The 24,283-nt window shown below is 46.1% G+C and carries 24 protein-coding genes and 1 pseudogene; 13 read left to right on the top strand and 12 right to left on the bottom strand.

Features of this window, described 5'->3' with window-relative positions; all coding sequences use genetic code 11:
* Positions 1 to 16: 16 nt before the first annotated feature.
* Positions 17 to 1,870, bottom strand: a complete 1,854-nt coding sequence (thrS, locus tag H6F74_RS05375) for a threonine--tRNA ligase (RefSeq protein ID WP_190437378.1) — start codon at positions 1,868 to 1,870, stop codon at positions 17 to 19.
* Between the two features lie 238 nt (positions 1,871 to 2,108).
* On the opposite strand from thrS, the gene H6F74_RS05370 reads away from it, so the two are divergent.
* Both H6F74_RS05370 and H6F74_RS05365 read left to right on the top strand, forming a co-directional pair.
* Positions 2,109 to 2,438 (top strand): DUF2605 domain-containing protein, encoded by a 330-nt coding sequence (locus H6F74_RS05370; protein ID WP_190427890.1) that lies wholly within the window; start codon positions 2,109 to 2,111, stop codon positions 2,436 to 2,438.
* 43 nt (positions 2,439 to 2,481) lie between these two features.
* Entirely contained in the window at positions 2,482 to 2,790 is a 309-nt protein-coding gene (locus H6F74_RS05365) for a DUF2973 domain-containing protein (RefSeq protein ID WP_190437376.1), read from the top strand.
* A 38-nt stretch (positions 2,791 to 2,828) separates the two neighbouring features.
* Here H6F74_RS05365 and H6F74_RS05360 read toward each other — a convergent pair whose 3' ends face one another.
* Positions 2,829 to 5,126 (bottom strand): amylo-alpha-1,6-glucosidase, encoded by a 2,298-nt coding sequence (locus tag H6F74_RS05360; RefSeq protein WP_190437373.1) that lies wholly within the window; start codon positions 5,124 to 5,126, stop codon positions 2,829 to 2,831.
* 423 nt (positions 5,127 to 5,549) lie between these two features.
* Here H6F74_RS05360 and H6F74_RS05355 point away from each other — a divergent pair, with 423 nt between their 5' ends.
* Positions 5,550 to 7,049 carry a glycoside hydrolase 100 family protein gene (locus tag H6F74_RS05355; protein ID WP_190437368.1) on the top strand — a complete coding sequence of 500 codons (1,500 nt, stop codon included), beginning with the start codon at positions 5,550 to 5,552 and terminating at the stop codon, positions 7,047 to 7,049.
* Positions 7,050 to 7,268: 219 nt separating this feature from the next.
* On the opposite strand, the pseudogene H6F74_RS29190 reads toward H6F74_RS05355, so the two are convergent.
* From H6F74_RS29190 to H6F74_RS05325, 6 genes and pseudogenes are all read right to left on the bottom strand, one after another.
* Positions 7,269 to 7,394: pseudogene (locus tag H6F74_RS29190) on the bottom strand (glycosyltransferase family 4 protein); the annotation flags it as partial.
* A 65-nt stretch (positions 7,395 to 7,459) separates the two neighbouring features.
* Positions 7,460 to 8,494 carry a glycosyltransferase family 4 protein gene (locus tag H6F74_RS05345; RefSeq protein ID WP_190437365.1) on the bottom strand — a complete coding sequence of 345 codons (1,035 nt, stop codon included), beginning with the start codon at positions 8,492 to 8,494 and terminating at the stop codon, positions 7,460 to 7,462.
* Positions 8,495 to 8,580: 86 nt separating this feature from the next.
* Positions 8,581 to 8,952: a hypothetical protein gene (locus H6F74_RS05340; protein WP_190437361.1), complete on the bottom strand. Its 372-nt coding sequence runs from the start codon at positions 8,950 to 8,952 to the stop codon at positions 8,581 to 8,583.
* Positions 8,953 to 9,217: 265 nt separating this feature from the next.
* Entirely contained in the window at positions 9,218 to 9,379 is a 162-nt protein-coding gene (locus tag H6F74_RS05335; RefSeq protein WP_190437358.1) for a hypothetical protein, read from the bottom strand.
* A 54-nt stretch (positions 9,380 to 9,433) separates the two neighbouring features.
* Positions 9,434 to 9,640, bottom strand: coding sequence for a cytochrome P450 (locus H6F74_RS05330; RefSeq protein WP_190437355.1), 207 nt, complete (start codon positions 9,638 to 9,640; stop codon positions 9,434 to 9,436).
* An 82-nt stretch (positions 9,641 to 9,722) separates the two neighbouring features.
* Positions 9,723 to 11,102, bottom strand: coding sequence for a cytochrome P450 (locus H6F74_RS05325; protein WP_190437341.1), 1,380 nt, complete (start codon positions 11,100 to 11,102; stop codon positions 9,723 to 9,725).
* Between the two features lie 144 nt (positions 11,103 to 11,246).
* On the opposite strand from H6F74_RS05325, the gene H6F74_RS05320 reads away from it, so the two are divergent.
* Entirely contained in the window at positions 11,247 to 12,521 is a 1,275-nt protein-coding gene (locus H6F74_RS05320) for a sodium:proton antiporter (RefSeq protein ID WP_190437338.1), read from the top strand.
* Between the two features lie 5 nt (positions 12,522 to 12,526).
* On the opposite strand, the gene mutL is transcribed toward H6F74_RS05320, so the two are convergent.
* The gene (gene mutL, locus H6F74_RS05315) at positions 12,527 to 14,272 is read right to left on the bottom strand and encodes a DNA mismatch repair endonuclease MutL (protein ID WP_190437337.1); all 1,746 of its coding nucleotides are present in this window, start codon (positions 14,270 to 14,272) and stop codon (positions 12,527 to 12,529) included.
* A 497-nt stretch (positions 14,273 to 14,769) separates the two neighbouring features.
* On the opposite strand from mutL, the gene H6F74_RS05310 reads away from it, so the two are divergent.
* The gene (locus H6F74_RS05310; RefSeq protein WP_190437335.1) at positions 14,770 to 15,318 is read left to right on the top strand and encodes a rhodanese-like domain-containing protein; all 549 of its coding nucleotides are present in this window, start codon (positions 14,770 to 14,772) and stop codon (positions 15,316 to 15,318) included.
* Positions 15,319 to 15,401: 83 nt separating this feature from the next.
* Here H6F74_RS05310 and H6F74_RS05305 read toward each other — a convergent pair whose 3' ends face one another.
* Entirely contained in the window at positions 15,402 to 16,673 is a 1,272-nt protein-coding gene (locus H6F74_RS05305) for a DNA cytosine methyltransferase (protein WP_190437332.1), read from the bottom strand.
* 495 nt (positions 16,674 to 17,168) lie between these two features.
* Between H6F74_RS05305 and H6F74_RS05300 the strand changes: the two genes are divergently transcribed.
* The 3 genes from H6F74_RS05300 (at position 17,169) to H6F74_RS05290 (ending at position 19,659) form a co-directional block, all read left to right on the top strand.
* Positions 17,169 to 18,602, top strand: a complete 1,434-nt coding sequence (locus H6F74_RS05300; protein ID WP_190437557.1) for a hypothetical protein — start codon at positions 17,169 to 17,171, stop codon at positions 18,600 to 18,602.
* Between the two features lie 186 nt (positions 18,603 to 18,788).
* Positions 18,789 to 19,340 carry an NYN domain-containing protein gene (locus H6F74_RS05295; protein WP_190437330.1) on the top strand — a complete coding sequence of 184 codons (552 nt, stop codon included), beginning with the start codon at positions 18,789 to 18,791 and terminating at the stop codon, positions 19,338 to 19,340.
* Between the two features lie 67 nt (positions 19,341 to 19,407).
* On the top strand, positions 19,408 to 19,659 hold the full coding sequence (locus H6F74_RS05290) for a hypothetical protein (protein WP_199300854.1): 252 nt from the start codon (positions 19,408 to 19,410) through the stop codon (positions 19,657 to 19,659).
* Between the two features lie 76 nt (positions 19,660 to 19,735).
* Here the strand turns inward: H6F74_RS05290 and H6F74_RS05285 are convergent, their stop codons facing one another.
* Positions 19,736 to 20,086: a hypothetical protein gene (locus H6F74_RS05285; protein WP_190427911.1), complete on the bottom strand. Its 351-nt coding sequence runs from the start codon at positions 20,084 to 20,086 to the stop codon at positions 19,736 to 19,738.
* Between the two features lie 139 nt (positions 20,087 to 20,225).
* Between H6F74_RS05285 and H6F74_RS05280 the strand changes: the two genes are divergently transcribed.
* Entirely contained in the window at positions 20,226 to 20,390 is a 165-nt protein-coding gene (locus tag H6F74_RS05280; protein WP_190427913.1) for a hypothetical protein, read from the top strand.
* A 67-nt stretch (positions 20,391 to 20,457) separates the two neighbouring features.
* Here the strand turns inward: H6F74_RS05280 and H6F74_RS05275 are convergent, their stop codons facing one another.
* Positions 20,458 to 20,751 (bottom strand): hypothetical protein, encoded by a 294-nt coding sequence (locus H6F74_RS05275; protein WP_190437577.1) that lies wholly within the window; start codon positions 20,749 to 20,751, stop codon positions 20,458 to 20,460.
* 7 nt (positions 20,752 to 20,758) lie between these two features.
* Here H6F74_RS05275 and H6F74_RS05270 point away from each other — a divergent pair, with 7 nt between their 5' ends.
* From H6F74_RS05270 to H6F74_RS05255, 4 genes are all read left to right on the top strand, one after another.
* Positions 20,759 to 21,256: a hypothetical protein gene (locus H6F74_RS05270; RefSeq protein ID WP_199300852.1), complete on the top strand. Its 498-nt coding sequence runs from the start codon at positions 20,759 to 20,761 to the stop codon at positions 21,254 to 21,256.
* A gap of 18 nt (positions 21,257 to 21,274) precedes the next feature.
* A complete protein-coding gene (locus H6F74_RS05265; RefSeq protein WP_190437327.1) occupies positions 21,275 to 21,835 on the top strand; it encodes an RNA 2'-phosphotransferase in 561 nt (186 codons plus the stop codon).
* A 75-nt stretch (positions 21,836 to 21,910) separates the two neighbouring features.
* Entirely contained in the window at positions 21,911 to 23,119 is a 1,209-nt protein-coding gene (locus H6F74_RS05260; RefSeq protein ID WP_190437324.1) for an AAA family ATPase, read from the top strand.
* Positions 23,120 to 23,340: 221 nt separating this feature from the next.
* Complete coding sequence (locus H6F74_RS05255; protein ID WP_190437321.1) at positions 23,341 to 24,273, top strand: hypothetical protein; 933 nt, start codon at positions 23,341 to 23,343, stop codon at positions 24,271 to 24,273.
* The last annotated feature ends 10 nt before the right edge of the window (positions 24,274 to 24,283 follow it).

Here is a 24,283-nt window from a genome sequence, read left to right as displayed (position 1 = left end):
AAACCCACCCTACAGTTTAAAAGCTGCCGTAGTTGAGCTTAGCGTCTTTGATTCTCTCAATTACCTCACTAACAGGCATCGCTCCTAACTCTTGGGTTGGCTTACCCGAAGCGCGGAGGCGAATACTCAAACTATTAGCTTCCACCTCTTTCGCTCCCACAACTCCCATAACTGGGATTTTCTCCTTTTCACCATTGCGAATCTGTTTCTTGAGGTGTTCGCCACTGGTGTCAACTTCGGCCCGAATACCGCAGCGTAGCATTTGGTTTACCACTTCCTGAGCAAACGGAAACTGATCATCGCTTACTGTCAGCAGTCGCGCTTGTACTGGCGCTAACCACAGCGGAAAATCCCCAGCATACTCCTCAATTAAAATTCCAATCAGCCTTTCTAAAGAGCCAAAAGGAGCGCGGTGAATCATCACAGGACGTTGGCGGGAACCATCCGGCGCAACGTACTCCAAATCAAAACGTTCTGGCAAATTGTAGTCTACTTGCACAGTACCCAGCTGCCACTCCCGCTCTAGAGCATCGCTGAAGATAAAATCCAGTTTGGGGCCATAAAACGCTGCTTCCCCAATTCCTTCAAAGTAATTCATTCCCAGCGTTTCCACGGCGCGGCGAATCGCACCTTGAGCTTTTTCCCAAGCTTCATCGGAACCGATGTACTTGTCTGAATTTGGATCGCGGAAACTGAGACGCGCCTTAAAGTTCTTCAGTTGCAGACTCTTAAACACCGACAGAATCAAATCCACCACGTTGAGAAATTCGCTCTCAAGTTGTTCTGGCGTTACAAATAAGTGAGAATCATCCACGGTGAAACCGCGCACTCGCGTTAATCCACCGAGTTCCCCAGATTGTTCGTAACGGTAGACGGTGCCAAACTCCGCCAGTCGCATCGGTAGTTCCCGGTAGGAGCGCAACTGGCTCTTATAGATTTGGATGTGGAAAGGGCAATTCATCGGCTTGAGTGCGAACCCTTGTTCCATCGCCGCCGCTTGCTCATCCTCCGCCATCATCGGGAACATATCTTCTTTGTATTTCTGCCAGTGTCCAGAGGTTTTAAATAAATCTACTCTGGCGATGTGAGGCGTTACTACCTGCTGGTATCCGCGTTTGAGCTGTTCCTGCTTGAGGAAATCTTCCAGAACGCTCCGCAACACCGTTCCTTTTGGTGTCCACAGAGGCAACCCTGGCCCCACCTGATCCGCAAAAATGAATAATCCCAGTTCTTTGCCTAGCTTGCGGTGATCTCGCCGCAGCGCTTCTTCCTTGCGTCGCTTGTACTCAGCCAGCTGTTCCGGCGATTCCCAAGCCGTGGCATAAATTCGCTGTAGCTGTGCTTTGGTTTCATCACCGCGCCAGTAGGCTCCAGCAACGCTTTCCAATTCAAATGCTTTTGGATTCAACTCGCTGGTGTTTTCTACATGAGGCCCAGCACACAAATCCCACCACTGATCTCCCACATGATAGATGGTAATGGGTTCTTGCAGGTCTTCTAATATTTCTAGTTTGTAAGGCTCATTAATTGCCTTAATTCGGCTTTCGGCTTCCTCGCGGCTGACTTCTTCCCGAATTACTGGCAATTTGCGATTGACAATCTTGACCATCTCTTTCTGGATGGTTTTTAAGTCTTTTTCTGTAAATGGCTCTGGATTGTCAAAGTCATAGTAAAATCCGTTTTCAATCCACGGGCCAATAGTCACCTGTGCCTTAGGAAACAGCTTTTGCACCGCCATCGCCATAACGTGGGATGCCGTGTGACGGATTTTCTTCAAGGATTCAGATTCACTGGTACGGGGCAAATTTATCTTTGCTGGCACATCCTGGGAAGCTGAAGATTCTTCGGGGGGCATTGGCTGCTGAACCATAAGAGCGAAAATAGACAGAATTGTTGTGATAGCACTGCTTATATGATACCCAGGTTGTTGAAAGACAAAGGGTTAGTCAATTTTGAATTTTGGATTGGGGGCTGGGGAGGAGGGAAAAAGGGAATAATTTTCCCCTGCCTCTAGTCCCTGGATCTAGACATTATTAAAAAAGTTTTAAATAACATTAAGAATTGTAAAGTAAGTTAAGATTAGAGTAGGATAGTATTCGGCTTTTATCATGCCCCTTTCCAACCTGCCGGAAAACGAATTGCTCAAAACGGTATTACAACCGTTGTTAGAAGATTTTCAGTATTGGTTTGCGCGATCGCGCCTGCTCTTAGAAACTGAAGAAATTCCCTTTTTAAGTGAAAATCAGCAATCAGACCTGCTCGAACGGGTAAAGCAAGCTCAAGCTGAAGTCAGCACAGCTCAGATGCTTTTCTTAGCAACTGGCGCTCAAGTCGGTATCGAAACGTCTGCTTTGGTGCCGTGGCACCAGCTAGTAACGGAGTGCTGGCAGGTGGGGATGCGGTTCCGTACCGAGCAAGCGACTAGCAATAACAAATAAAAACTAACAACTACTTAGACTGTGTGGCCTGGAGGAAAATCGTATGTTACACCTGCTTTATCTTGTTGTCTTTACCATTTTGGCATTTTTAGCGATCGCGAATATGATCCGCAGCTTGTTGACTATCAGCAGTATGGATACTCCACGGCGTTACCCACCATCGGGTCCCTACATGGCTTCCGCCACTGGTTATCGAACCGTACCGCACCCGGAACTGTTAGATGATGCCGGGAACCCAATTAATGAGCCACTGCTGGTGATGCGTTCTATGTCCGTAGAAGATGCCCGCGAACAATTGGATGCGCTTTACAAATCTTCTCCCGGCAACAGTAGCGAACCTCAAGAAGATTAATTTTCTCATTCCCAGGCGATCGCCTGGGAATGAGGAAATCAGGCTTCAATCACGACTCGGAGGTTCCCCCGCTTCTTAGCGACCCGACAAGCGGTGGTACTGCCAGAACGCTCAAATTCCAGATCCAGCAGCGTTGCTCCAACTCTCAAGTTGTGTAATGCCAGACGATTAATCGACTCAGGTAAAGCAGGGTCAATAATCCGTAAGCAGTTATTGGGAGCATCTGGCACCAAATTAACCATCATTTGCAGCAGCTGAAAGATGCTGCCAGTTGCCCAAGCTTGCGGAGAACAAGCTACGGGATACTTGACTGGTGCGTTATCCTCTGTCCGGTCGTAGCCGCAAAATAGTTCTGGCGGTCTCTGATAAGGCTGCTGTATGGTCATATCAAACAAAGCTTTGGCAAGTTCCAGAGCTTGATCGATAAGCCCTAGCGATCGCACTCCCATCGCAATCAGAGCATTATCGTGAGGCCAAACCGATCCTACATGGTAGCCCATCGGATTGTATGCTGGGGACAAACTGCTCAAAGTGCGAATCCCCCAGCCGTTGAACATATCCGGCGCTTGCAGCCGTTCCGCCACGCTATAAGCCTTTTCCGGCAAGAGGATGCCTAGATTCAGACAGTGACCGGGATTAGAAGTAATACTATCAACCTGATTGCCGTCGCCATCCAAAGCCAGAGCGCAGAAGCCTTCCTCTGCCATCCAAAAATCGCGATTAAAGCGGTTCTTCAAGTCTCTCGCCTCGTCTTGCCATCGATCCGACAGGTCTAACCGCTTCTTCATCCGGGCGATTTCAGCAAGGCGGAGTTTAGCAGAATAGACATAAGCCTGCACTTCCGACAAAGCGATCGCGCCCATCGCTAGCTGCCCCTTGCGATTCACAATACAATCACCAGAGTCTTTCCAACCCTGATTCGCCAAACCCCGCTTCGATTGACGTTGGTAACTCAGATAGCCCGTTTCCTCGCAGTTGCGGTCAATCCAATCCATCGCCGCCAAAGCATTAGGCCACAGTAGTTCAAGAGTTTCCCGATCCGCTGTCCAGGCAAAATATTCCGCATACAGCATTAACCACAGCGGCGTAGCATCCACCGTCCCGTAATAAGGCGTATGAGGAATTTCTTGACAACGAGCCATTTCCCCCATTCGCAACTCGTGCAAAATCTTCCCAGGCTGCTCGTCGCGCCAATCATCCTCATTTTTACCTTGGTAGTCAGCTAAAATAGTTAGAGTTTCGCGGGCAATTGTCGCATCGAGCATCAAGGTTTGCGATGCCGCAATGATCGAGTCGCGTCCAAACAGCGTGGAAAACCACGGCACCCCAGCTGAGAGTACCTTGCCCTTACCGAAAGATTGCCGCAGCAAATAAACATCCTGTTCAGCCCGTTCAATCACCCGATTAAAGGTGTTTTTGTCCGAACGAATCTGCGTAACGTGATTGCGCCAATCTTGCTGCTCGGATAACTCTGCGGCTCTCGCTTGTACTAGAGTTACTGGCGCAGGTACACTCGAAGCAGGCCGATTTTTTATCCGCATTTGCAGCCGATAGCCCAGCTTCTGGGTTTCGTGGGAATCCAGCTCTAGCTGCCAAACTGCCGTGTAACCTCTCAGCGCGTCTGGTTGGAGATGAACAAACTCAATGTGAGATTCCATCAAAGAGCCATCCAGCCCTTGGTAAGCTAATTTCAGTTCAAAATTTTCTTTTTCTGCGGTTTCACCTTTTGGCACTGCGCGTAAGAGCTGCCCTTTATGTTTTCGAGCGTAGCCCCGGACTACAAATAAGTCCACAAAATCCGCATCAAAGCTGAGACTGAGTTGAAAGCTAATTGAATGGGTGCTGTAGTTGGAGACTGTTAATTCTTCAAACAACGCTCCATTGAGAACAATTTCCCGCGCAATTCCTATGGTATCGGCGCGTAGGGGAGCAAAATCAAACATTGCCCCGCCATCTATTTGCCCCTCTGGCTCTAATTTATCTCCTCCTTCTAATCGCACTCCTCCGTCCATACTCGGATTGGTACACAAAACTGAAAGGGCAAACCCTTTATCAGCGGTGCTGCTGAGCAATACCGGGGGACGTTCGTTAATTTGCAACTCCAGGCGGCTGAGGAAGCGGGTATCAGCGCAGAACAACCCCATGCTGGAGTTCATGTCATCGCCTAAACACCCAGAAATGTTGCCCAGCGTGTCGGTAACTAAAAATAGGTCATTATCTTTAATGGTAAGAGTCGGCTGGGGGCGATCGCCCAAAACGCAAGGCCATTCCGGGATGGGTAGTTCGTCAGCCCGAATATAGGTTTTTCCTTCCAGTTCAAGAGTATCTGGTGCCATGAATCAGGTTTCTGCTCAAGAATACAGCTTGTTTGTGAGGGCTTTATTTGGGTCGCACTATCATCATGGTAGAAGTTTGACCCACAAAACTCCCTGACATCCTAATAGATGTCAAGGTTGCAAGATATGCGCCTTTTTCACACTTCTACAAATTTAATCAACTATTCGCCTAACTATTCCCACGCAACAAAATTTTCCGTTTTGTCATGCCGCGAGAGCAAGCGATCGCTTGCTCTCCCCTTGCTCCCCAAGTCCCTCGTGCCGTTTGTTGCCTGGGAGCATTATAAAAATTTTTAATTATACACCCACTTTCTATCCTAGGGTCTATTTTAAAGTTGTTGCCCAATTCTCCTCATTACGAGCGGCGAAGAGAAAGCTGCATCTTGCTATAGTTGATATGAAAATTGCAGAGGTTTGCGTCCTATGGAAGAAAATGCACTGGAAATAGAAGCAATGAGGATACTTGTTGAGTCGCTAATTTCCTATAAAGGAAGTTTGGTTGGCACCCCAGCCGCCTATACTCCTAAAAAAAATCGGAAAGAAAATGAGCGTACCAAAGTTAGTAAGGAAATGCTCAATTATGATCAAGTTTTTATTCGGGATTTTATTCCTGTAGCACTTCTGTTTCTTATAAAAGGTGACTTTGAAATTACTATTAATGGAAAATTAGAGTTAATTAAGGGTAAAGAAATTGTCAAAAACTTTCTTGAAGTAACATTAGAACTGCATCAGCAAGAAAGGTCAAGCACCTTTTTAAACACCGGGCGAGTTTTGATGCCTGCAAGCTTCAAAATTATTAAAAAGCAGGGGAAAGAAAAGCTGGAACCTGATTTTGGTCAACACGCGATCGCTAGAGTCACGCCTGTTGATTCTAGCCTCTGGTGGATTATCCTGTTGCGAGCGTATTGGAAAGCAACCGGAAAGACTGCTTTAGTCCATCGAATTGACTTCCAAGAAGGCATCAGGTTAATTTTGGAACTTTGCTTTAGCGATCGCTTCGATCGAGAACCCACTATCTTAGTACCCGATGGCGCTTGTATGATTGACCGTCGGATGGGTATCTATGGTTATCCTTTAGAAATCCAAGTGCTATTTTATGCTGCCTTGCGTGCTGCTGATGAGCTACTAGATCGGAAAAATCACAGCAATAAAGAACTTATTCCAGAAATCAAGAAACGATTAATCGATCTTGCTAACCATATGCGGGATGAATATTGGATGGATATGGAAGAATTGAATAAAACCTATCAGTACAATGTCGAGGAATATGGAGAAACAGCTATCAATAAGTACAATATATATGCTAACTCTATTCCCTATGCTAATTTAGATGATTGGATACCAGAAGATGGCGGTTATCTAATTGGTAATATCGGCCCTTCGCAAATGGATTTCCGTTTCTTTTCTCTAGGCAACTTGATGGCAATTGTATCTTCTCTAGCCACCAAGGATATGTCAGAAAAAATTATGAAGCTGATCAAAGAACGCAAAAAAGAGCTTCTTGGACAGATGCCCTTTAAAATCTGTTATGCAGCTATAGACGGTCAAGAGTGGAAAATTGTCACGGGCTGCGATCCAAAAAATAGTCCTTGGTCTTATCATAATGGTGGCAGCTGGCCTGTTTTGATGTGGATGTGGGCAGCAGCCGCTCAAAAAGTTGGCGAAAAGGAATATTTAAACTTTGCAAGTTCAGCCATTGAACTTGCTGGAAAACGTTTGCAAAAAGATGAATGGCCAGAATACTACGATGGGCATACTGGACATTTAATTGGCAGAGAAGCTAGAAGAAATCAAACTTGGACTTGTGCTGGTTACTTATTAGCAAAAGAACTGATTGGTAAGGATGGTTCAAAGCATTTAAAGTTAATTGGCTTTGATGACTATATAGAGCCTAAGAGCAAGCCGCTATCATCAAAGTTGTAGGGATTCCAGTTGGAAAGACACATCTAGAGGTTCTGCCTCATCTTAAATATTTTGAAGAAAAAGAGTGCTTGAAGTGTCAAAGAGAGTGTAAAGAAATTGCTGGCGAGTTAGCAGTATACCCGGAGGCAGAGCCACCTATTGCAGCATTCCCAGGCTGAGCCTGGGAAGGAGAAAGTTATAACTTCAAGCGAGGAGTTGTTGATAAGCAGCTTTGTATTGATCTAAGCGCACTACCGGGTATGACTCTAACTGAGCCAAAGTTTGAGAATCTCTAGAGGCAAATAAGGTGACATCATGACCTCGACGCACTAACTCATCTACCAAATAGCTAACTATTAACTCAATACCACCCTAATCCTACGATGCAACTCGTTCCCACACCGGGGAAATTTGTGCAATCCGTAATTTCATCAGCCATTCCCCAGCAGTGCCATCTGGTAAGTTTTTTCGTACTCGTCAACCATTTTTTGAACGCTAAAACGGCTTAAAACGTAGTCTCGACAAGCCTGCCGATTTAACTTCATCGCCTCTGGAATCGCTGCAATCATGTCTTCTATGGAGTGGCAGACAAACCCAGTCTTACCATGCGCGATGACTTCTGGCACCGAACCCATTGCTATACCAATCACAGGCGTACCAGTTGCCATCGATTCAATCATCACTAAGCCAAATGGTTCCCGCCAAGTAATCGGGAATAGCGTTACTGTAGCGCCTCGCAGCAGCTGCACCTTTTCCTCGTGGGACACTTCCCCCAAATACTGGATTTGTTCGCCGTCAATCAGCGGTTCCAGTATTTCCTTGTAATATTCCTTATCGACTACATCAATTTTGCCAGCCATTTTTAGAGGTAAGCCGATGGCACGCGCAATTTTAATCGCTCCTTCCGGCCCTTTTTCCGGTGAGAGGCGACCAACAAAGGCTAGATAAGTTGGTTGAGAAGGCTTTTCTTGGAAGGAATACACCTCTGGGTCAATGCCGTTGTAGACCGTGTGGATGTAATTTAAACCTAGTTTGGGTTCTCGCTGCGCTTCGCTGATGCTGATATAAGGCTGCCATCTAAATTGCCGGAATATTTTCTCGTTATCCGGCGTAAAAATACCGTGGGTAGTGTGTACGGTTGGTGTTGTTACAAAAGCAGTATAAGGTAGGGCTGCACAACCGACGTGGGAATGAATAATATCAAAGTGATGCGCCTGTTGATAGACCTGAGAAAGTATCATTTGCTCATAAAGTCCATGCTCCTTAATTTTGGGATCTAACCGCAGCGCCTGCTCATGCACTGATTTAAGCTGAGCAGTTGTGAGGGAATCTCCAGAGGCAAATAATGTGACTTCATGACCGCGTTGAACTAATTCATCTGTCAATAAACTGACAATTAGCTCAATTCCTCCATAGCGAAAGGGTGGTACTCGTTCCCACAGTGGAGCAATTTGGGCAATTCTCATAATACAAACAGGAAGTTGGCGATCTCCAATCTTAGCTTAAATTGCTTATCTTTAGAAACGCCAGAAGCCATGAGTGCAATCAACTTCTATCGTCGCTGGCGATAGGTGTTGCGTCTGGCATTCCGAATACTCCAATACAAGTTACTCCACTCTTCTACCAAAGCTTTGATCATCCACACTGAAAAAGAGCCTGATGCTACTGCAACAGCAACTTGCCATACCACCTTCATTGGAGCGCCAGAAATATGAAATATTGCAGAAAAAATTATACCGCCTACTGCTCCAATTATTGCTCCGGTTAGGGCATGACGTAACAATTGGAAAATTACAATTAATATTGATTGGAATCCTGAAAATAAGAAACTCATAGCCCTAATTACTTCATCAGCAAATTTTCCCCAAAACAAACTTATAAAAGCTATCACTACAAAAATTAAAACTGCATTAATTATCCACATCACCCTTTACCTGTTACTCCTACATTAAACATACTGTGCTTGACTAGGGGGAAAAATGAAGAAGATACAAAGAATTTGCAAAGTTACGGTAAAACTTTAGCCAAAACTTAGATCGGGAGCAAGGCGCAATTTCAAGTTTGGCTAGGGAAAAGTCAGTAGAAGACTTGAGGTAAATCGCCGTCTCTACAACAGAGGGTTGAAAAGCGGATGCGATCGCGCTGTAGTTTATGCAGAAGTAGCGCTACTATGAAAAGTTGGGGATTTGTCATAACGTTTGGAAGTCACAACCATTAGCTACCATACTGGCTAGGGGCGCTAAGGTGACACTACGGGGTAGAGGCTTTACTGGACTATCGCTAAGAGTCAATTGATAAAGCAACCCAATTGTAAAGAGAATCAGTTTTATTTCCAAGATAGGAAATGCCATGCTAATACAGCAGTGGTTGCTGTAACTCAAAGGCAAATATTTATTACGAGAAAATTATCTTTCTAGAAAACCCTCTGGTTTGAAACGCTTTGGTTGTGAGTATATATCTTCCCGATGGGGAAAAAGATAAATACAGGGAGAAAGCAATGTATCCACATCCAACTGATCGCCTAAGCTAAGGGGCGATTTTACACTTTGAGCCAAAGCAACCATCGCTACGGGATCAATCCGCAACGTTTGGGAGAAAACTGCATTGCACACCCGACGACTATAACTACAAGTATGGTGGGTGTATTTACGGATAGCGATCGCATTTGCTCAAATACAAATTGCTTTCACAAGCTTATACGCTACTAGAAGTTAATTGGGGCGTTGGAGAATGGCGACGTTCGCCCGTGACCATCATCCGCACACTGCCACCGGGAGCTGAAACTAAACCACGGCGTACAGGTTTTACCTCACGATTATCTGCCAGTGCCAGCTCAAAGCGTGAAAGCATCTCGGCGAGTACCACTTTCATTTCAAACTGGGCAAATGCCAAACCAATACAGCGCCGACTGCCTCCGCCAAAGGGTAGATATTCATAAGGTGAAAATTGACGTTCTAGAAAGCGTTCTGGCTTAAACTGCTCTGGTTCCGGGTATAAATCCTCGCGGCGGTGCGTCAGATAAATAGAACCGACTATCACTGTACCCGAAGCGAGTTCGTAACCCATAAGACTTCGTGCTGCTTTCACCACCCGTGGGAAGAGCAGCATCGCAACCGGGTAAATTCGCAGAGTTTCACAGCAGACAGCGTTGAGATAGGGCAGTTTAAAAATAGCGCTGGGGTCTGGGTCATCGCCAAGGCTATCGAGTTCCTGTAGTAGCTTCTGGCGCACGGATGGCAGTTTATGAATCCAGTACAACGCCCAAGCCAAGGCAGTTGCCGTAGTTTCGTGACCTGCCACTAACAAGGTCATCAATTCATCGCGTAACTCCACATCCGTCATCGCCTCCCCCGCTTCGTCACGAGCAGACATTAACAAGGTGAGAATATCTGTGCGAGATGGGTCAGGGTGCGCTCGATGTTCCTGAATCTGATCGTAGATGAGTTTGTCAACTTGCTGTCTGCGGCGCACAAACTTTCCCCACGGACTCCAGGCACCTAAATCCTTTTGCAGAGCCGGAAAATAAAGAAAAGCGACACTCAGGGGAGAACTCAAGTCATCTAGCATGGCGCTAAGGAGTTGCTCTAGCTGATGACAGCGTGATCCTTCATTTATACCAAACACTGCCTTCAAAATCACCCGCATAGCGATCGCTTGCGTGGATGAACGGACGCAGAACGGCTGACCAATTTTCCACTGGCTAATTACTTGCTCCGTGACATCGCCCATCACCTGTCCATAGGTTCGCATCCGTTCCCCATGAAAGGGAGGCATTAACAGCTGGCGCTGACGTTGGTGGCGCGTGCCACTCACCGTAATCACGGAACGATCTCCTAGAAAAGGCTGGAGAAGCTGGTTAGTCTCACCTGGGGCTTCAAAATGCTTTGAATCTGTCAAAATCTCTTGAAGCGCTTGGGGATTGCTTGTGAACACCCCTGGGGAAAATTTCGCGCCTAATGGCAAGGTGAAAATATCCCCGTAACGTGCGGCGCAAGCATCCATAAATGTCATCGGGCTTGCCAGCCACTGGATCATCTGTAGTAGTTTTGGAGTCGTCAGACTAGGAGGCATCATAATAGTTTGTAAAAATACTAAGTTGGCATAAGTATAACGGTATACAGAACCTAGATAACAAATAATCACACAGGATGATTTAGAGCGGGGAGACTTCGCAGTAAGCTCAGATCTTTAGTTGCCAATCGTGCGATCGCTAACTGTATGCTCGAAGCTCTTTTCCCTCCTGTAGATATATATATTCTCGACCTGCTGGTTATTGGTCTACTCCTGCTCATGGTGACGTTGGGTTCGGGCTGGATTGCCCGTTTACCTCTCTCCTATGCCATCATTTACCTGATTGTGGGTATTTTGTTGGGGCCATACGGGACTAAGTTGATTCAGATCCGACCGGATGCTGAGTTTCTGGAACGACTGGCGGAATTTGTGGTAATTGTCTCAGTGTTTAGCTGCGGGCTGAAGATGAATCGTCCGCTAAATTTGTGGTCTTGGAATATCACGGCGCGGCTAATTGGTTTGCTGATGCCGATTTCAATTTTTGCGATCGCTGCGGTCGGTCATTGGCTGTTAGGAATGGCCTGGGGGCCCGCTATTTTATTGGGAGGAATCCTCGCACCCACCGATCCAGTATTAGCCTCAGAAGTCCAGATGGAAAGTCTAGAAGATCGGGATGAATTGCGCTTTGGTTTGACTTCTGAAGGCGGTTTGAATGATGCCTTAGCTTTTCCCTTTGTTTATTTCGGGATTCACTCCTTAAAAGATAACAACTGGGAAAACTGGTTTAAAGAGTGGGTAGTTGTTGACTTACTTTGGGCGATCGCCGCCGCCATCGTGATGGGAATTGTTGTAGCAAAAAGTGTTGGCTGGATTGACAAGCGACTGCAAAAATTCCGCCCTGTCGATAGCTTGATGGAAGATTTCGTTGCGCTGAGTACAATTTTGCTGACCTATTCCTTGACAGAAGTTGTTAACGGTTATGGCTTTCTCGCGGTTTTTGTTGCTGGAGTAGTGGTTCAGCGCACTTACGAAGATTCAGAAAAGCAAAAATCTCGATTTGAATTTACCGAGCAAATTGAAAAACTGTTGGAGGTAGCAACAATTTTGATATTGGGGACAATACTAAGATATGCACCGATGCGCGAGTACGCGGGTCAAGGAATCTTAGTAGCACTATTGTTATTATTTGCAATTCGTCCTTTGGGAATTTGGATTAGCCTGCTCGGACGTAACTTTGGCCCCGCAACCAGCTCATTATTTGGCTGGTTTGGCATTCGCGGTGTCGGCTCTTTGTATTATCTTTCCTATGCCTTTGGCGAAGGATTAAAAGACACTTTGGGCGAACAAATCGCCTGGATTACTTACATTGTTATTGTGATTTCTGTACTTCTACATGGGATTAGCGCAACTCCTTTGATGAACTGGTATGAGCGGCGAATCAAGAAAGTAGAGGAGAATGAGGAGGTAAGAGCTGAAAGTTAAAGCTATTAAATACCGTGACTTTTGCCAATTACCCAATGACGGCGGAAGAAACGAGCGAGGGCTGATTCATCTAGTGATAGATAAATTGGTCGCCCGTGGGGACAGGTGCGAGGATGGCGTGTTTGCTGCCATTGTTCTAACAGGGTTTGCATCTCAAGTAAGCTGAGAGCCGTACCGTTGCGGATAGCACTACGGCAAGCTACGCTCACCTGTGCAGCTTCCAAATCCCCTCCCAGACTGAGTTCCAAGAGAGCATCTGCACAATCTGAACGCGATCGCAAGGGCGCGGGTGCGGTGCGTACCGCCCAAAGTTGTTCGCCAAAAGGTTCTACATCTAAACCGATGCGTTCAAGTTGATCGATCTGAGCGGGTGAAAGTTGATTTAAAATCGCTGGTAGTTCTAGGGGTACGAGTTGCCAAGTTTGGCACAATTGCTCGTATAAAACCCGTTCGTGGGCGATGTGCTGCTCTACCAACCACACCCCAGCCGGATGCTCTGCCACAATATAGGTGTTGTGAATTTGGGCAACGGCTTTTAGTGGCAATAACCCTATTTCACTAACTTGGGTTGGTGTCGGTTGAATGGAACGGCTTGCATTATAGCTACTATGCGCTTCCGACGCTTTGAGCAATTTTCCCACCCGTTGCGTGAGAGTTTTTTCAGGAATTGTCTCGACGTTGAGGCGTAAGGCTTGCTCAATTATCAATTTCACCTGATCTTGCCAGTAAGAAAGCTGGTGTAAATAAATTTCTGACTTGGCGGGGTGACGGTTCCAGTCAATTTGACTGGCACAAATCTGGAAATGGAGAAAACAAATCGGGTAGCGATCGCGTGGCACAATTCGCACCAAAGCCCCCAATATAGTTTGCTCTAGTTCCTGGGATTTCACCAAGCGTCCATTCATCCCCACCCGCACCCAGTCTGGACGGCGGCGATGGCATCTGTCTGGCAATCCTAGCACCAAGTCGATTTTAGATTGGGGATTGGGGATTGGGAATTGGGGATTGGGAATTGGGGATTGGGGATTGGGAAGTCCCTCTTGTCCCTTACTTTCTGGGTGAGTAGGAACTTCAACCGAGAGTTGCTGTAAGTCGTTCAAACGCACTTCTCGGAGAATTTGGGGCAGAATATGTTTTGCGCTGGTTCCTGGGCTGAGAGTGAACCAAGGGCGATCGCTTTGTTGTATTTGCCAAGTGACGTGGGGATGACAAATGGCGATTTGTTGAATTGTAGCTTGTACTATTCTTAGCTGTTGTGCTTGTGTTGGCATTGCCTGACGACGCGCCAACCAGTTGCCAAACAGATTTGCTACGGTGACAACTGTACCGGGAGCGATCGCAACTGTCTCCACCTGCACCGCTTCCCCCTGCGAGTTATAAACCACTCGCCAACCTTCAGTGCTTCCCGCACAACGGCTGTAAATCTCCAATTCTGCCAAAGCTGCCAAACTGTGCAACGCTTCCCCGCGAAAGCCCAGACTGGTAATCTTCCAGAGGTCTTCGCAGTCGCGGATTTTACTGGTACTATGGGCAGCTGCTGCTTGTTTCAAGTCTACCAAGTTCATGCCGCAGCCATTGTCTGCCACCCGTACTCGCCACTGTTCCGGCGATAGGGAAACACTGATGCGCGTTGCACCAGCATCTAAAGAATTTTCCACCAGTTCGCGCACTACAGCCGCCAGAGAGTCAATTACCTCTCCAGCTGCTATCAAATGGACTACTTCTGTGGGTAAAGGTTGAATAGCAGACACCGGACAACTTGGGAATGCGCCATGACGTAAGTAGTTAGCACCCAATACAGCATAGCGCGATGTCTAGGGAGTTATTAAAATCATTTCGCGCAGCTTAGAGAAATTTAGATTTTTTCCTGCCTTTTGTCGTCTTCTCTACTCAGGCAAGACCGATCCGTTTAGAAATAGAATTAGCCTCCAGCCTGGATAATCTGGCAAATCTCTACCTTGCTCAAGGAGACTACACCCAAGCGAAACCGCTGTATCTGCAAGTTTAAGAACTGAGCGATCGCATCCTCGGAACACATTATCCCCAAACTGTTACAATTCGTAAAAATATAGACCAAATGCGTCAGGGAAGATTAACAAAACTAAAGATTTGGTAGGTTACAACAACAGAGAAATTAATACCCAACTCTGTCTAAAGAAAGATTATTTTAACCTTCTTTCTGGAGAAGGATAAATAAAAAGTTAACTTCCTATTACATTTCTATTGATGTGATTGGTTAAATTTTCTCATGGACAATATTCAAAATAAAATTGAAGATGCTTCAAAAAAAGTTGCAGATAGTGTGGAAAGTGCTTCCAACAAGGTTGAAGAAACCCTTTTAAAAGCAAAAGATGCCCTTCCAGAAGTTACGCCCACCCCACCGGGACTGAAACCCCAATCGAGCGTAAGCGACCTCAAAGCCCGTTTGGAATGGGGCGAACCTGCTCTAACAATTTTAGATGTGCGCGATCGCGATACTTTTAACAACGGTCACATCATGGGAGCCATGCCTATGCCCCTAGAGGAATTGGTAGACCGCGCCAAAACAAGTCTTCAGCCCACTCGCGATATTTATGTCTATGGCGAATCTGACGAGCAAACCGCTCAAGCAGCTTCCCAAATGCGCTCTGCTGGGTTCCAGTGCGTGTCTGAACTCAAAGGCGGTTTTCCTGGATGGAAAGCAGTCGGCGGCCCTACAGAAGGCGTTGCTGAAGCTACAAATCCTCCAGGGCCAGAAGGATACAATGTTCTATCTGAAGTAAAAAATGAGGCAAATAAGCCGAAAGCAAATATGTAAGTTTAGCTGGTTGGATTGATTGGTCTTTGAAAGTTTGTAGCCCAAGGGGTAGGTTGGAGGCGTTGTTAGAACCTGAGAACGTTTCAGCTTTCCAACTTGGCAATTCCCTGACTACCGAGTGACCAATACCGAGTAGCTTCCCACGGATTAAACCGGAGTAGTTGAGTGTTCCCTAATTCTATAGGCTCTTTTGGCTTGGGTGGCACAATGCCCAGCGAGGCAATAACTTGACGACCCACAGCCCTTGCCAACAATGGTGGCACGGAGTTCCCAATTTGTCGGAACCCGTGCCATTTTGTTGTGTGGAAGCGAAACCAGTCTGGAAAAGAATGCAATCTCGCCGCTTCGCGTACAGAAATAACTCTGTGGTAATCCGGATGAATCGGACGGGGAGAGGTGTAGCGACCGCCTCCAGAGCCAGTTCCAGCTCTTAAAGTATGTGAAAGTTTATCCCAATGCAAGCGTCTAAATCTGCTTACAGATTCCAACTCACCAGGTTGAGTTTTCTGGAAACGCTCAATTGAGGTAGTAGAGTGCTGGGTTCGCAGAGATCCCGTCAACAGATTCCCACAATTTAGCCGAGGATAGGCAAAATTATTCAGGTCGGGGGAAGCTTCCATTAGCTGGAGTGCATAGAGGCTGGCTAGGGAGCGCATTTTTTTAAGCTGTCGCCGTTCCAGCAAGACTTCATCGCTTGTTAGGAGTTGGGGAAAGTCATCCAGGTTGGGCAAGTCTGCGATCGCATCCCTGACTGTGGTAAATAAAGATTGGGGATTAGGAATTAGGGGTTTAGGATACTCAAGCTGGCGTTCTCCAGCACGAGAACCCAATAAAATCAAACGTTTCCGATTCTGCGGTACTCCGAACTCTGCCGTTTTTAACACCTTTACAGGTTGCGTGATGCAGTATCCCGCTGCTTCCAACTCACTATTAATCAAATCCAGATAAATCGCGTGTTCTTTCTGAGCAATCCCCGGTACATTCTCCATGACAAAATAGCGGGGTTGCAGTTCTACTACTAATCTACAGAACTCAAATACCAAGTCGTTGCGCTCATCTTCCAAGCACCGCTTTCCCATCAAAGAGAAACCTTGGCAAGGTGGCCCCCCGATTACTAAGTCAATCTCCCCACCAGCTTGTATCGCCGCTTCTTTAATTGCCTTACCTGATAACGTCCTTGCGTCTGCACACAAAACTTTGGTGTGGGGAAAGTTATAAGCATGAGTTGCGGCGTGAATCGGGTCAACCTCAACCGCCACCGCCACATCAAACCCAGCCTGCTCAATTCCCAGTGAAAATCCCCCCGCACCAGCAAATAAATCGACGGCAACTGGGCGGCGACAGAAATCAAGCATACTATTCCCATGAAGGAGTTCTGGCAAAGCCAGGGAATTTGTATTTTACCGCCTGTATCTATACATATTCTGACTTGGGACTTTTTTTGCCGACGAGAGCGAAAATTATTTTTTCCAGTCCCTTGACGACTCTGTAGTATTTATGTAGTATAAAAGAGTAGTTTAATTTGAACTGTGCTGCGAGTAGCCGCATAAAAGCGACATCAGCTAATTGGCAGCTTATAATTTACCGCTTTGCGCCCTAACGAGTGAAGCATACACACATAGGGTTCTGGTTGTCATGGGTTCAAATCCCATTATCTCCAATTGGAGATGTAGCTCAGTGGTAGAGCATCAGAGAAAGTGAACGGCTTTGCCGACTTGCGCGGAGCATATAATTTCCCATTCTTCAAGCGTTCACCCCGTATCCAAACCGAGAAAGCTTACATACTTATTGACAAAGTAGCCAAGAGCTTTCTCAACTTGTACGGGGTGACTTATATAGAGGTGATTCCTGTGCAAGCAACAGAGCGCGACGTGCGTTTAGATATGCTAAATAGTCTGCTCACCACACCCCACCGGGAGCTAGAGAAAGTAGCTGAAGTTCACTCCTCAATGGTGGTAAGCGACCCGATTTTTTATGGACATTTAGCAGTATGGTATCAACGCCAAGGTGATGTCCGCGACCACAAAGAGGTATTTGTTGGCAATTTACTCACCAGCAAGTTGACCGAACACCGGGATGCGGGGTTTGTGCTGTTGCAAGAGTTTCCGCCTTATCAGGTAGCGCGGATTGTAGACTTTTTGAAGCAGTATCGGGGTAAATTGCCGCGTTCTACTCGTACTGCTGTGCGACGCTATTTAAAGGAACGGGAAAAAAATCCTGCGTTCTTTGACCGTGCGGCACTACGAGCGCGTCAGGCGATGAAGCATCTTTATGCTAGCTTGCATATACGCCCTAGCGATCGCGCTGATGCGGTGTTGTTCAAAGACAACCCGCCAGAAGATAGTTTAGCCTTTGCGCTAAAGCTGATGGCGATCGCATCCTCACCCCTAGAGCAAGCGCAACTGATTGTAGAACACAACATCCCCTACACAGTTGCAGTGGGAGCCATCAAACAGATGACCCCCACAGTGCTAGTAGCACTGATTAACTCTATGACACCCCAAGAGGTAATTAACAACCTCAAGTCACTCCAAACTCGCGGTGCGATGGAAAACCCCCAGGTAAAAGCACTCATCGACGAGAAACTGGAGAAAGCGCAAACTGATGGGCGAGTAGCTGCCTTAAAAGGGCGAGTTGCGGCAGATGTCGCCAACCTAGAGGCAGATACAGCCGCTAAGTTAGAGCGCGTCATGGACGAACAGGTAAAAAAGCGCGGCAAAATTTCCCAGCCAACTGCTCTCCTAGTCGATAAATCTAGCTCAATGGAAAATGCCATCGAAGTTGGTAAGCGCATCGCCGCCCTAATTTCCGGCATTGCTGCGGCAGATTTGTTCGTCTACGCCTTTGACACCATGCCATACCCCATCAAAGCGGCGGGGAAGCACTTAAGCGACTGGGAACGTGCCTTCCAGCACATCAAAGCCAGCGGTGCTACCAGCATCGGTTGTGCGTTGGAAGCGATGCGCCTGAGAAAGCAACGTGTGGAGCAAATCATCCTAGTTACAGACGAAGGGGAAAACAAAGCGCCCCACTTTGTGGAAACTTATGAAGCTTACAAGCGCGACCTGAAAGTAGAGCCAAGCGTCCTCATCATCAAAGTAGGTTATCCCTATGACTGGATGGAACGCAGATTGCAGGAAAGACACGCGCAGGTAGATACTTTCACCTTTGCAGGTGACTACTACTCGTTGCCGAATCTTATCCCGCTCTTGTCTCGTCCTTCGCGGCTAGAGTTGCTAATGGAAATTCTGGAGACACCATTGCCAGTGCGGGATGACAAGTAGGGGTTGGTTTCCAACCCCTAACAGACAGGCTGGGGTAGGCTGGGATTGGGGTCAAATCTGATTTCAGCCTGCTTTATAGGCTCTGTTAAGTGCATTCAACAAATAGTCAAATACTCAATTACTGAATTACGGTATAAATCTAGACGAATACAAGTCCTAACCTAGTTTTGAAAGAGTCTTAGTAGTATGGGAATTTACAATCTTTCGACTCCTATTCCACCTATACAGTTTCAAAAGGCTATGGTGTTTATTGACGGTACAAACCTCTTTTACCGTTTAGAAGCTGCTAAATTGAGCTTAAATCAAAACCTTGCAGAAATCTTTACTCATTTTACAGATAGTCGCCAAATTGTTCGGGTCTATCTCTATACCATTGAACAACACCTGAAAAAAGCTAAGGATTTTCACGGTTCCCATATTACCGAGGGGATACGAATAGTTTATGGTGAAGGGATTCCAACTAAGGATGGCAATATCAAAGAAAAAGGAGTTGATGCTTTACTGGTAGCAGATATCGTTTATCATGCAGCGGTTAAAAATTATGATTACGCCCTAGTAGTTAGTACAGACACTGATTTTGTCAAAGCTTTACAGCGGATTGAAGACTTTGGTTGCAGAACAGGAGTGTTAGCCGTGTGCGGCGATTTGCCCGATAGACTGCGCGAGGCTTGTGATGAACCTAAAATCCTAACTAAAGAAACAATGCTTGAAAAAAATTGGGCAATGATTAGAGAGTAAAACCAGTTATACCGAGATATTCAACAACACAATGTTTCAAATAATGTACGGCTTATTCAGATGAAATTTGTCTTTTTCTTTAGCCAGAGTGCCAGTCCTCTATATCGGTGCTTACAGTTGGGAAGCGGTGTCTCAGTTTAACAATGCTGACAGTGTAATTAGCCCAGATTGCATGATGGAAAGCGTTGTCGTACAGCCGATGGTGGAGAGAACGCATCCTGAAATTGGGCGAGTGGTGCTGAAATTAATTAGCGTTAGCGAAGCGGCTGCAAAGCAGCGTCGCTACTTACTCCGCAAGGACGGTACTGAGTTGCATTAGCCAATCTCAAGAGTAGCGGAACTTTGCTGGCATTGCAGCTGTGTTGGGTGGGAAGAAGCCCACCCAACCAACTTCCTTAATTCTCAGTAAAGCTATAAGTCTCAGTCTCGCAAAGATTCACCTTATAGTCTTCCGCCTCTTCTCCATCCTCGAAGACGGCTTTGATGTCATAGCTGCATACCTTATCATCGCCAGTGAAGTATATCAACGTAGACTCGCCAACGGCTAGAAGATCCTTACCCAGGATGTCTTCACCCCATTTGTCCTCGCCAGTATATGAGACGTACAGGTGACGGATGGGACTACTGGTTTTATTGATAACTGTGAAGTCGCGCTGGTCAGCTAAGGCATTATGCGCTGTCAGCGAAACTACTGGTAGCGATAGAGCAACAGCCACCATAGCATTACGAAACGACTTATGAAACATTTTGTAATTTCTCCTCAACAAATAGTCCTCTAGCAACGTCACTCAATAAGGCACACATCTTTAGGTGGGTCAGAAGAACACATTTTTTCAATCTAACCTTCGGTAGATGTGTTGGTCAAGATGTTATGGAGGATACAGCATGAGTGACTTACAAACAGCCTACAAAGAGGTAGCCCTTGCCGTGTGGGAGCAGGTGCTGGAAAAGCATCCAGAGGATTTGGCGGTGCTAAAACGCACTTGTCGTGTTAAGGGAAAGGGCAAAAAACTCCAAACTCTGTTTCAAAAGCAAATTCTGTGGTATTGAAAAAATTACAATAGGTGATTTATGAATGTCTTTAAAGTAGAAGTCGTCAATCGATGGGATTTTAGATTTACGATTTTGGATTGATTCGGCGTTTCTCGTTCCCAATTTCTGACTGGGAATGGTAGAAGTTAAGTAAAGCCCCATAAGTAAGTTTTCTAGAACTTTGGAAGGGAGGCTTTGCCTCCAAAATTGCGTTACCAGTCAGAGATTGGGAACGAGAGTAACCATAGACATCGGGAATCTGTCCGGTTTTTCTGTAGTACCTTATAATACAAATACTCGCATCCTCTTCCACTCTAAGGCTAGGCACTTGACAATGCCGCTTTTTGTAAAAAGTCGCCGCACCTCCCGCGATTTGCATCAACGCTATGGGGAAGCCGCTATCGTTGACCTTACCTCGCGTGGTTCAGAACCAAGGCTTGCGCTTCAGCCCTTTTTACCCGCATGGAGGAATTCCCGTTCCTTTTTCGCCGGGACACTTCAGCATGAGTGTAGAAGGGATTTGGCAAGGGTTGAAAGTTTTTGAGTCTGCTGACGTAGACAAAAGCAAACTCAGCATAACTAATATGAAGGGTATCAAGCGCACGACAAGAATTTATGGAAAAGTATTAGGACATCGTGCAGGCTTAACAGGAGACAAACTTTTGTCCTATGCAGACGCACGTCGTGTTATTTACCTACCTTCATATAAATGGGTGCTAGAAAATTGTCTTGGGAACCAACTCGACGAACTGAAACAACTTAGTGCAGAACAAACAGTTTTGTTATTAGATTATGAAACCAACTGTGACTTAGATGATTTATCTAGTCCTTTATCACACGCAGGTTTAGTCAAGCGATACCTGGAAGGTAACTGGCATTGTTAAAATGGAAAGAGTTATTGAATGAACAATTCACGCCAAGTTAAAATCAGCAAATATCTCAGTTACATTCTGCGGCACAATCCTGGGGAGATTGGTCTTGAACTTGCGCTTGGAGGCTGGATTTCGGTAGATGAACTTTTAACAGCGTGTAAAAAGCACAGATTTCCCATTACCCGCGCCGAATTAGATGAGGTAGTCGCACAAAATGATAAAAAACGCTTTTCTTATGACTCTACAGGCACCTTAATTCGTGCTAACCAAGGGCATAGTGTAGAAATTAATTTGCAATTGGAACCCGCTGTACCTCCAGATGTGCTATACCACGGGACAGGACACAAATCCGTCGAATCAATTATGCAGAATGGTCTTCGGAAAATGTCACGGCATCACGTCCATCTATCGCTGGATATTGCCACAGCAGAAGCTGTAGGCAAACGTCATGGTCGCCCAGTAGTTTTTGCGGTAGATGCTGCTGCAATGCACAAAGCAGGACATGAATTTTATTGTTCTGAGAATGGGGTTTGGCTAGTGGATAGCGTTTCACCCGAATATCTGCAACAGATATTAAAGGCTGTTGGATAAATAGAATAAAGTGTTTTAGTAAAACTAGCGATCGCTTCCCCATAAATACACCACAAAGCGAGAATAACTGAAACTATGGGATCAGGATATTTTGGAAATCAAGAAGACAATTCCACACCCAAAAACCCGCAAGCAAAAGGTTTATTGGGCGCTGGATGGCGACCATTAAACCGACAGCTCGACTGGGGGTTTCTGTGGCATCTTTTGTTTAACGACTCTAAGGAGCTAACACAAAAAGGTTTGGACTTAGCCAGCGATATTGCTGATGCTATGGGACGCAATGAGTATACCTGGTGGGCAAATATTTTAAACGTCTTTTCTGAGAATACGCGATACGAAGTAGATGAGTTTTGGAACTACATTACTCCCGAACCTCCTACGCCAGATTATCGGTATAAAGATGTTTTATGGGTTGATGCACCTGTCATTCAATTCGTAAGCCGCAATAGTATTCCCATTGATTACGTTTTGAACCGACTACAGGAGATTACTATTTTCAAAATTCTGGATTTATTGGATCGTCCGGATATGATTACCCAATATTATCTAGACAGACATTTTTATTATCCTGTAGATCGGTTTGTTAATTGGGAACGCCTCGACATTATTAACACAGTTTATGCTTTCTGGTCTAAGCAACAAGCTTGGCTTGAAATCGAAAACTTAGACAGGGGACGGCGACGCTATACCCTGATGGCTAAGGAACTAGCGCCACTGATTAATAAAGCAACTTATAATTTGGCGGTGATGCTGAGTGGCTACCAAAGCCGCGTGGGACAGATTCACAGCCAGTTTCCAATTCGGTCTTTTCCAGAGGATATTCAAGGCTTTACTGATACAGTACAGCAGGCGATTCTCGACCAAAATCAGTTGGCTGTGTTAGTAAATGGAGATCCTGGTACGGGTAAAACTGCTTGGACGCAAGCTGTAGCTAAGGAAATTCTCGCGCCTCTAGGATATGTCATTTTTATTCTGGATCACGACGCGGTTGAGAATTTTGTTCCACCAAGTTACTTGGAGCGAATTTGTATCATTATCAATGAAGCTGACAATTTAGCTAAAAATAGAGCCTTGGATGCTGCTCAGAATAATAATAAAACTGAGCATATTTTGAGTTTGTTGGATGGGACTTTGTATCAAAGTGTAATTGATGAATCTGGTATTCAGGCTAAACAAAAGTTGGTGATTTTGATGACTTGCAACACGACGGAAAGATTAGATCCCGCCGTTTTACGCAAGGGAAGGGTTGATTTAACTCATGAATTTATTCACAGATTTGTGTAACGAACGTCTTTAGTATAAATGTGAAATTGCGTGTCTATACTTTTGTGAAATGAACCGCGTTGGCGGAGCCTGCGCGAAGCGCTTAGGCGCAAAGAGCGCGTTGGCGAAGCCTGCGGGAAGCGCTTAGGAAGAAAAAGATAAGCTTTTAAGTAAGCGTAGCGGGAAAAAGTTGGTTTGTATTAGGAAAGCTCAATTATTCAAAATTAGCTAAGGAGCGCTTTATGGCAGATATCCGCAATTTATTAAATCAAATTGCTGCACAGGAAGCGCAGTTGCGCGATACTGAGTTTTTCGCGCCGTGTGTGCGTGGGGGAAAGGTGCGATCGCGTGTTGCAAACATCATCTACACTTTCTCCCCTCAGCCACAAAACTTTGAAGGATGGGGCATTTTTCAGCCAATAAATGAAAAAACGGCTGAGATGGTGGAGGAACCCAGCCTTGTGCAGGTGGCGGAATATCTCAAGTTGCTAAAGCCGCTACGTTTGCGTCTGGCTTATGTTTTGCAAGGGCAGACGTGGCTGGCTTATCCTGTGAATGAATCTGATATGCAGCAGCGCTTGGGTGTCGCTAAGCCAGCGATAGTGCATTTGGTGACGGAGGGAGGGGTTTTTGAGCCGATAATTGCGCGTTGGGATGGCGGTGTCTGGTGGTTTGATGAAGTCGATCGACGTGGCGATCCGCTGGTTGGGGAACAACTGCGATCGCATCTGCGCTCTTTGACGGAAACTCAAAATATTCGCTTTGCTGGGATGACTCCAGAGATGCGTACTGTGTACGATTTGGCGTTGCAGCAGACGGAAGAATACCAGCGCCGAAGACAGCAACAGCAATTAATCGAACGTCAGCGAGAGACGCGACAAACTACAAAACAGGCGCGGCGCGTGGAAAGACCGCGACGTAAGACGGACGGTGATGAAGGACGCTTGCAGGAAGCGCTGCGGATGGGTGGAGGCGATTTGCGGGAATTTCGCGATCGCGGTGACTATTGGCAGATCGAGTGGACTACTAGCAACGGTGAGTGGCACACTTCTGCTATTGACAAAAAGGAGCTTACCGTTATCAGTTCTGGCATTTGCTTGAGTGGACGCGATCGCGATTTTGACTTGCAATCTCTGGTAGGCGTCATCGAAGCGCGAGATAACTGGGATTTCTGAAGTTATTAGC

This window comes from Trichocoleus sp. FACHB-90, assembly GCF_014695505.1.
GTDB classification, from domain to species: Bacteria; Cyanobacteriota; Cyanobacteriia; order Cyanobacteriales; family FACHB-T130; genus Funiculus; species Funiculus sociatus.
This window is presented reverse-complemented; position numbering and strand designations above follow the sequence as displayed.

Coding starts and splice junctions, on each gene's coding strand:
- H6F74_RS05320 (WP_190437338.1), top strand. CDS start 11,247: ATGCTCGAAGCTCTTTTCCCTCCTGTAGATATATATATTCTCGACCTG.
- H6F74_RS05325 (WP_190437341.1), bottom strand. CDS start 11,102: ATGATGCCTCCTAGTCTGACGACTCCAAAACTACTACAGATGATCCAG.
- H6F74_RS05280 (WP_190427913.1), top strand. CDS start 20,226: ATGAGTGACTTACAAACAGCCTACAAAGAGGTAGCCCTTGCCGTGTGG.
- H6F74_RS05285 (WP_190427911.1), bottom strand. CDS start 20,086: ATGTTTCATAAGTCGTTTCGTAATGCTATGGTGGCTGTTGCTCTATCG.
- H6F74_RS05260 (WP_190437324.1), top strand. CDS start 21,911: ATGGGATCAGGATATTTTGGAAATCAAGAAGACAATTCCACACCCAAA.
- H6F74_RS05310 (WP_190437335.1), top strand. CDS start 14,770: ATGGACAATATTCAAAATAAAATTGAAGATGCTTCAAAAAAAGTTGCA.
- H6F74_RS05265 (WP_190437327.1), top strand. CDS start 21,275: ATGAACAATTCACGCCAAGTTAAAATCAGCAAATATCTCAGTTACATT.
- H6F74_RS05345 (WP_190437365.1), bottom strand. CDS start 8,494: ATGAGAATTGCCCAAATTGCTCCACTGTGGGAACGAGTACCACCCTTT.
- H6F74_RS05295 (WP_190437330.1), top strand. CDS start 18,789: ATGGGAATTTACAATCTTTCGACTCCTATTCCACCTATACAGTTTCAA.
- thrS (WP_190437378.1), bottom strand. CDS start 1,870: ATGGTTCAGCAGCCAATGCCCCCCGAAGAATCTTCAGCTTCCCAGGAT.
- H6F74_RS05335 (WP_190437358.1), bottom strand. CDS start 9,379: ATGGCATTTCCTATCTTGGAAATAAAACTGATTCTCTTTACAATTGGG.
- H6F74_RS05355 (WP_190437368.1), top strand. CDS start 5,550: ATGGAAGAAAATGCACTGGAAATAGAAGCAATGAGGATACTTGTTGAG.
- H6F74_RS05340 (WP_190437361.1), bottom strand. CDS start 8,952: ATGTGGATAATTAATGCAGTTTTAATTTTTGTAGTGATAGCTTTTATA.
- H6F74_RS05365 (WP_190437376.1), top strand. CDS start 2,482: ATGTTACACCTGCTTTATCTTGTTGTCTTTACCATTTTGGCATTTTTA.
- H6F74_RS05270 (WP_199300852.1), top strand. CDS start 20,759: ATGGGGAAGCCGCTATCGTTGACCTTACCTCGCGTGGTTCAGAACCAA.
- H6F74_RS05305 (WP_190437332.1), bottom strand. CDS start 16,673: ATGCTTGATTTCTGTCGCCGCCCAGTTGCCGTCGATTTATTTGCTGGT.
- H6F74_RS05360 (WP_190437373.1), bottom strand. CDS start 5,126: ATGGCACCAGATACTCTTGAACTGGAAGGAAAAACCTATATTCGGGCT.
- H6F74_RS05255 (WP_190437321.1), top strand. CDS start 23,341: ATGGCAGATATCCGCAATTTATTAAATCAAATTGCTGCACAGGAAGCG.
- H6F74_RS05370 (WP_190427890.1), top strand. CDS start 2,109: ATGCCCCTTTCCAACCTGCCGGAAAACGAATTGCTCAAAACGGTATTA.
- H6F74_RS05275 (WP_190437577.1), bottom strand. CDS start 20,751: ATGCAAATCGCGGGAGGTGCGGCGACTTTTTACAAAAAGCGGCATTGT.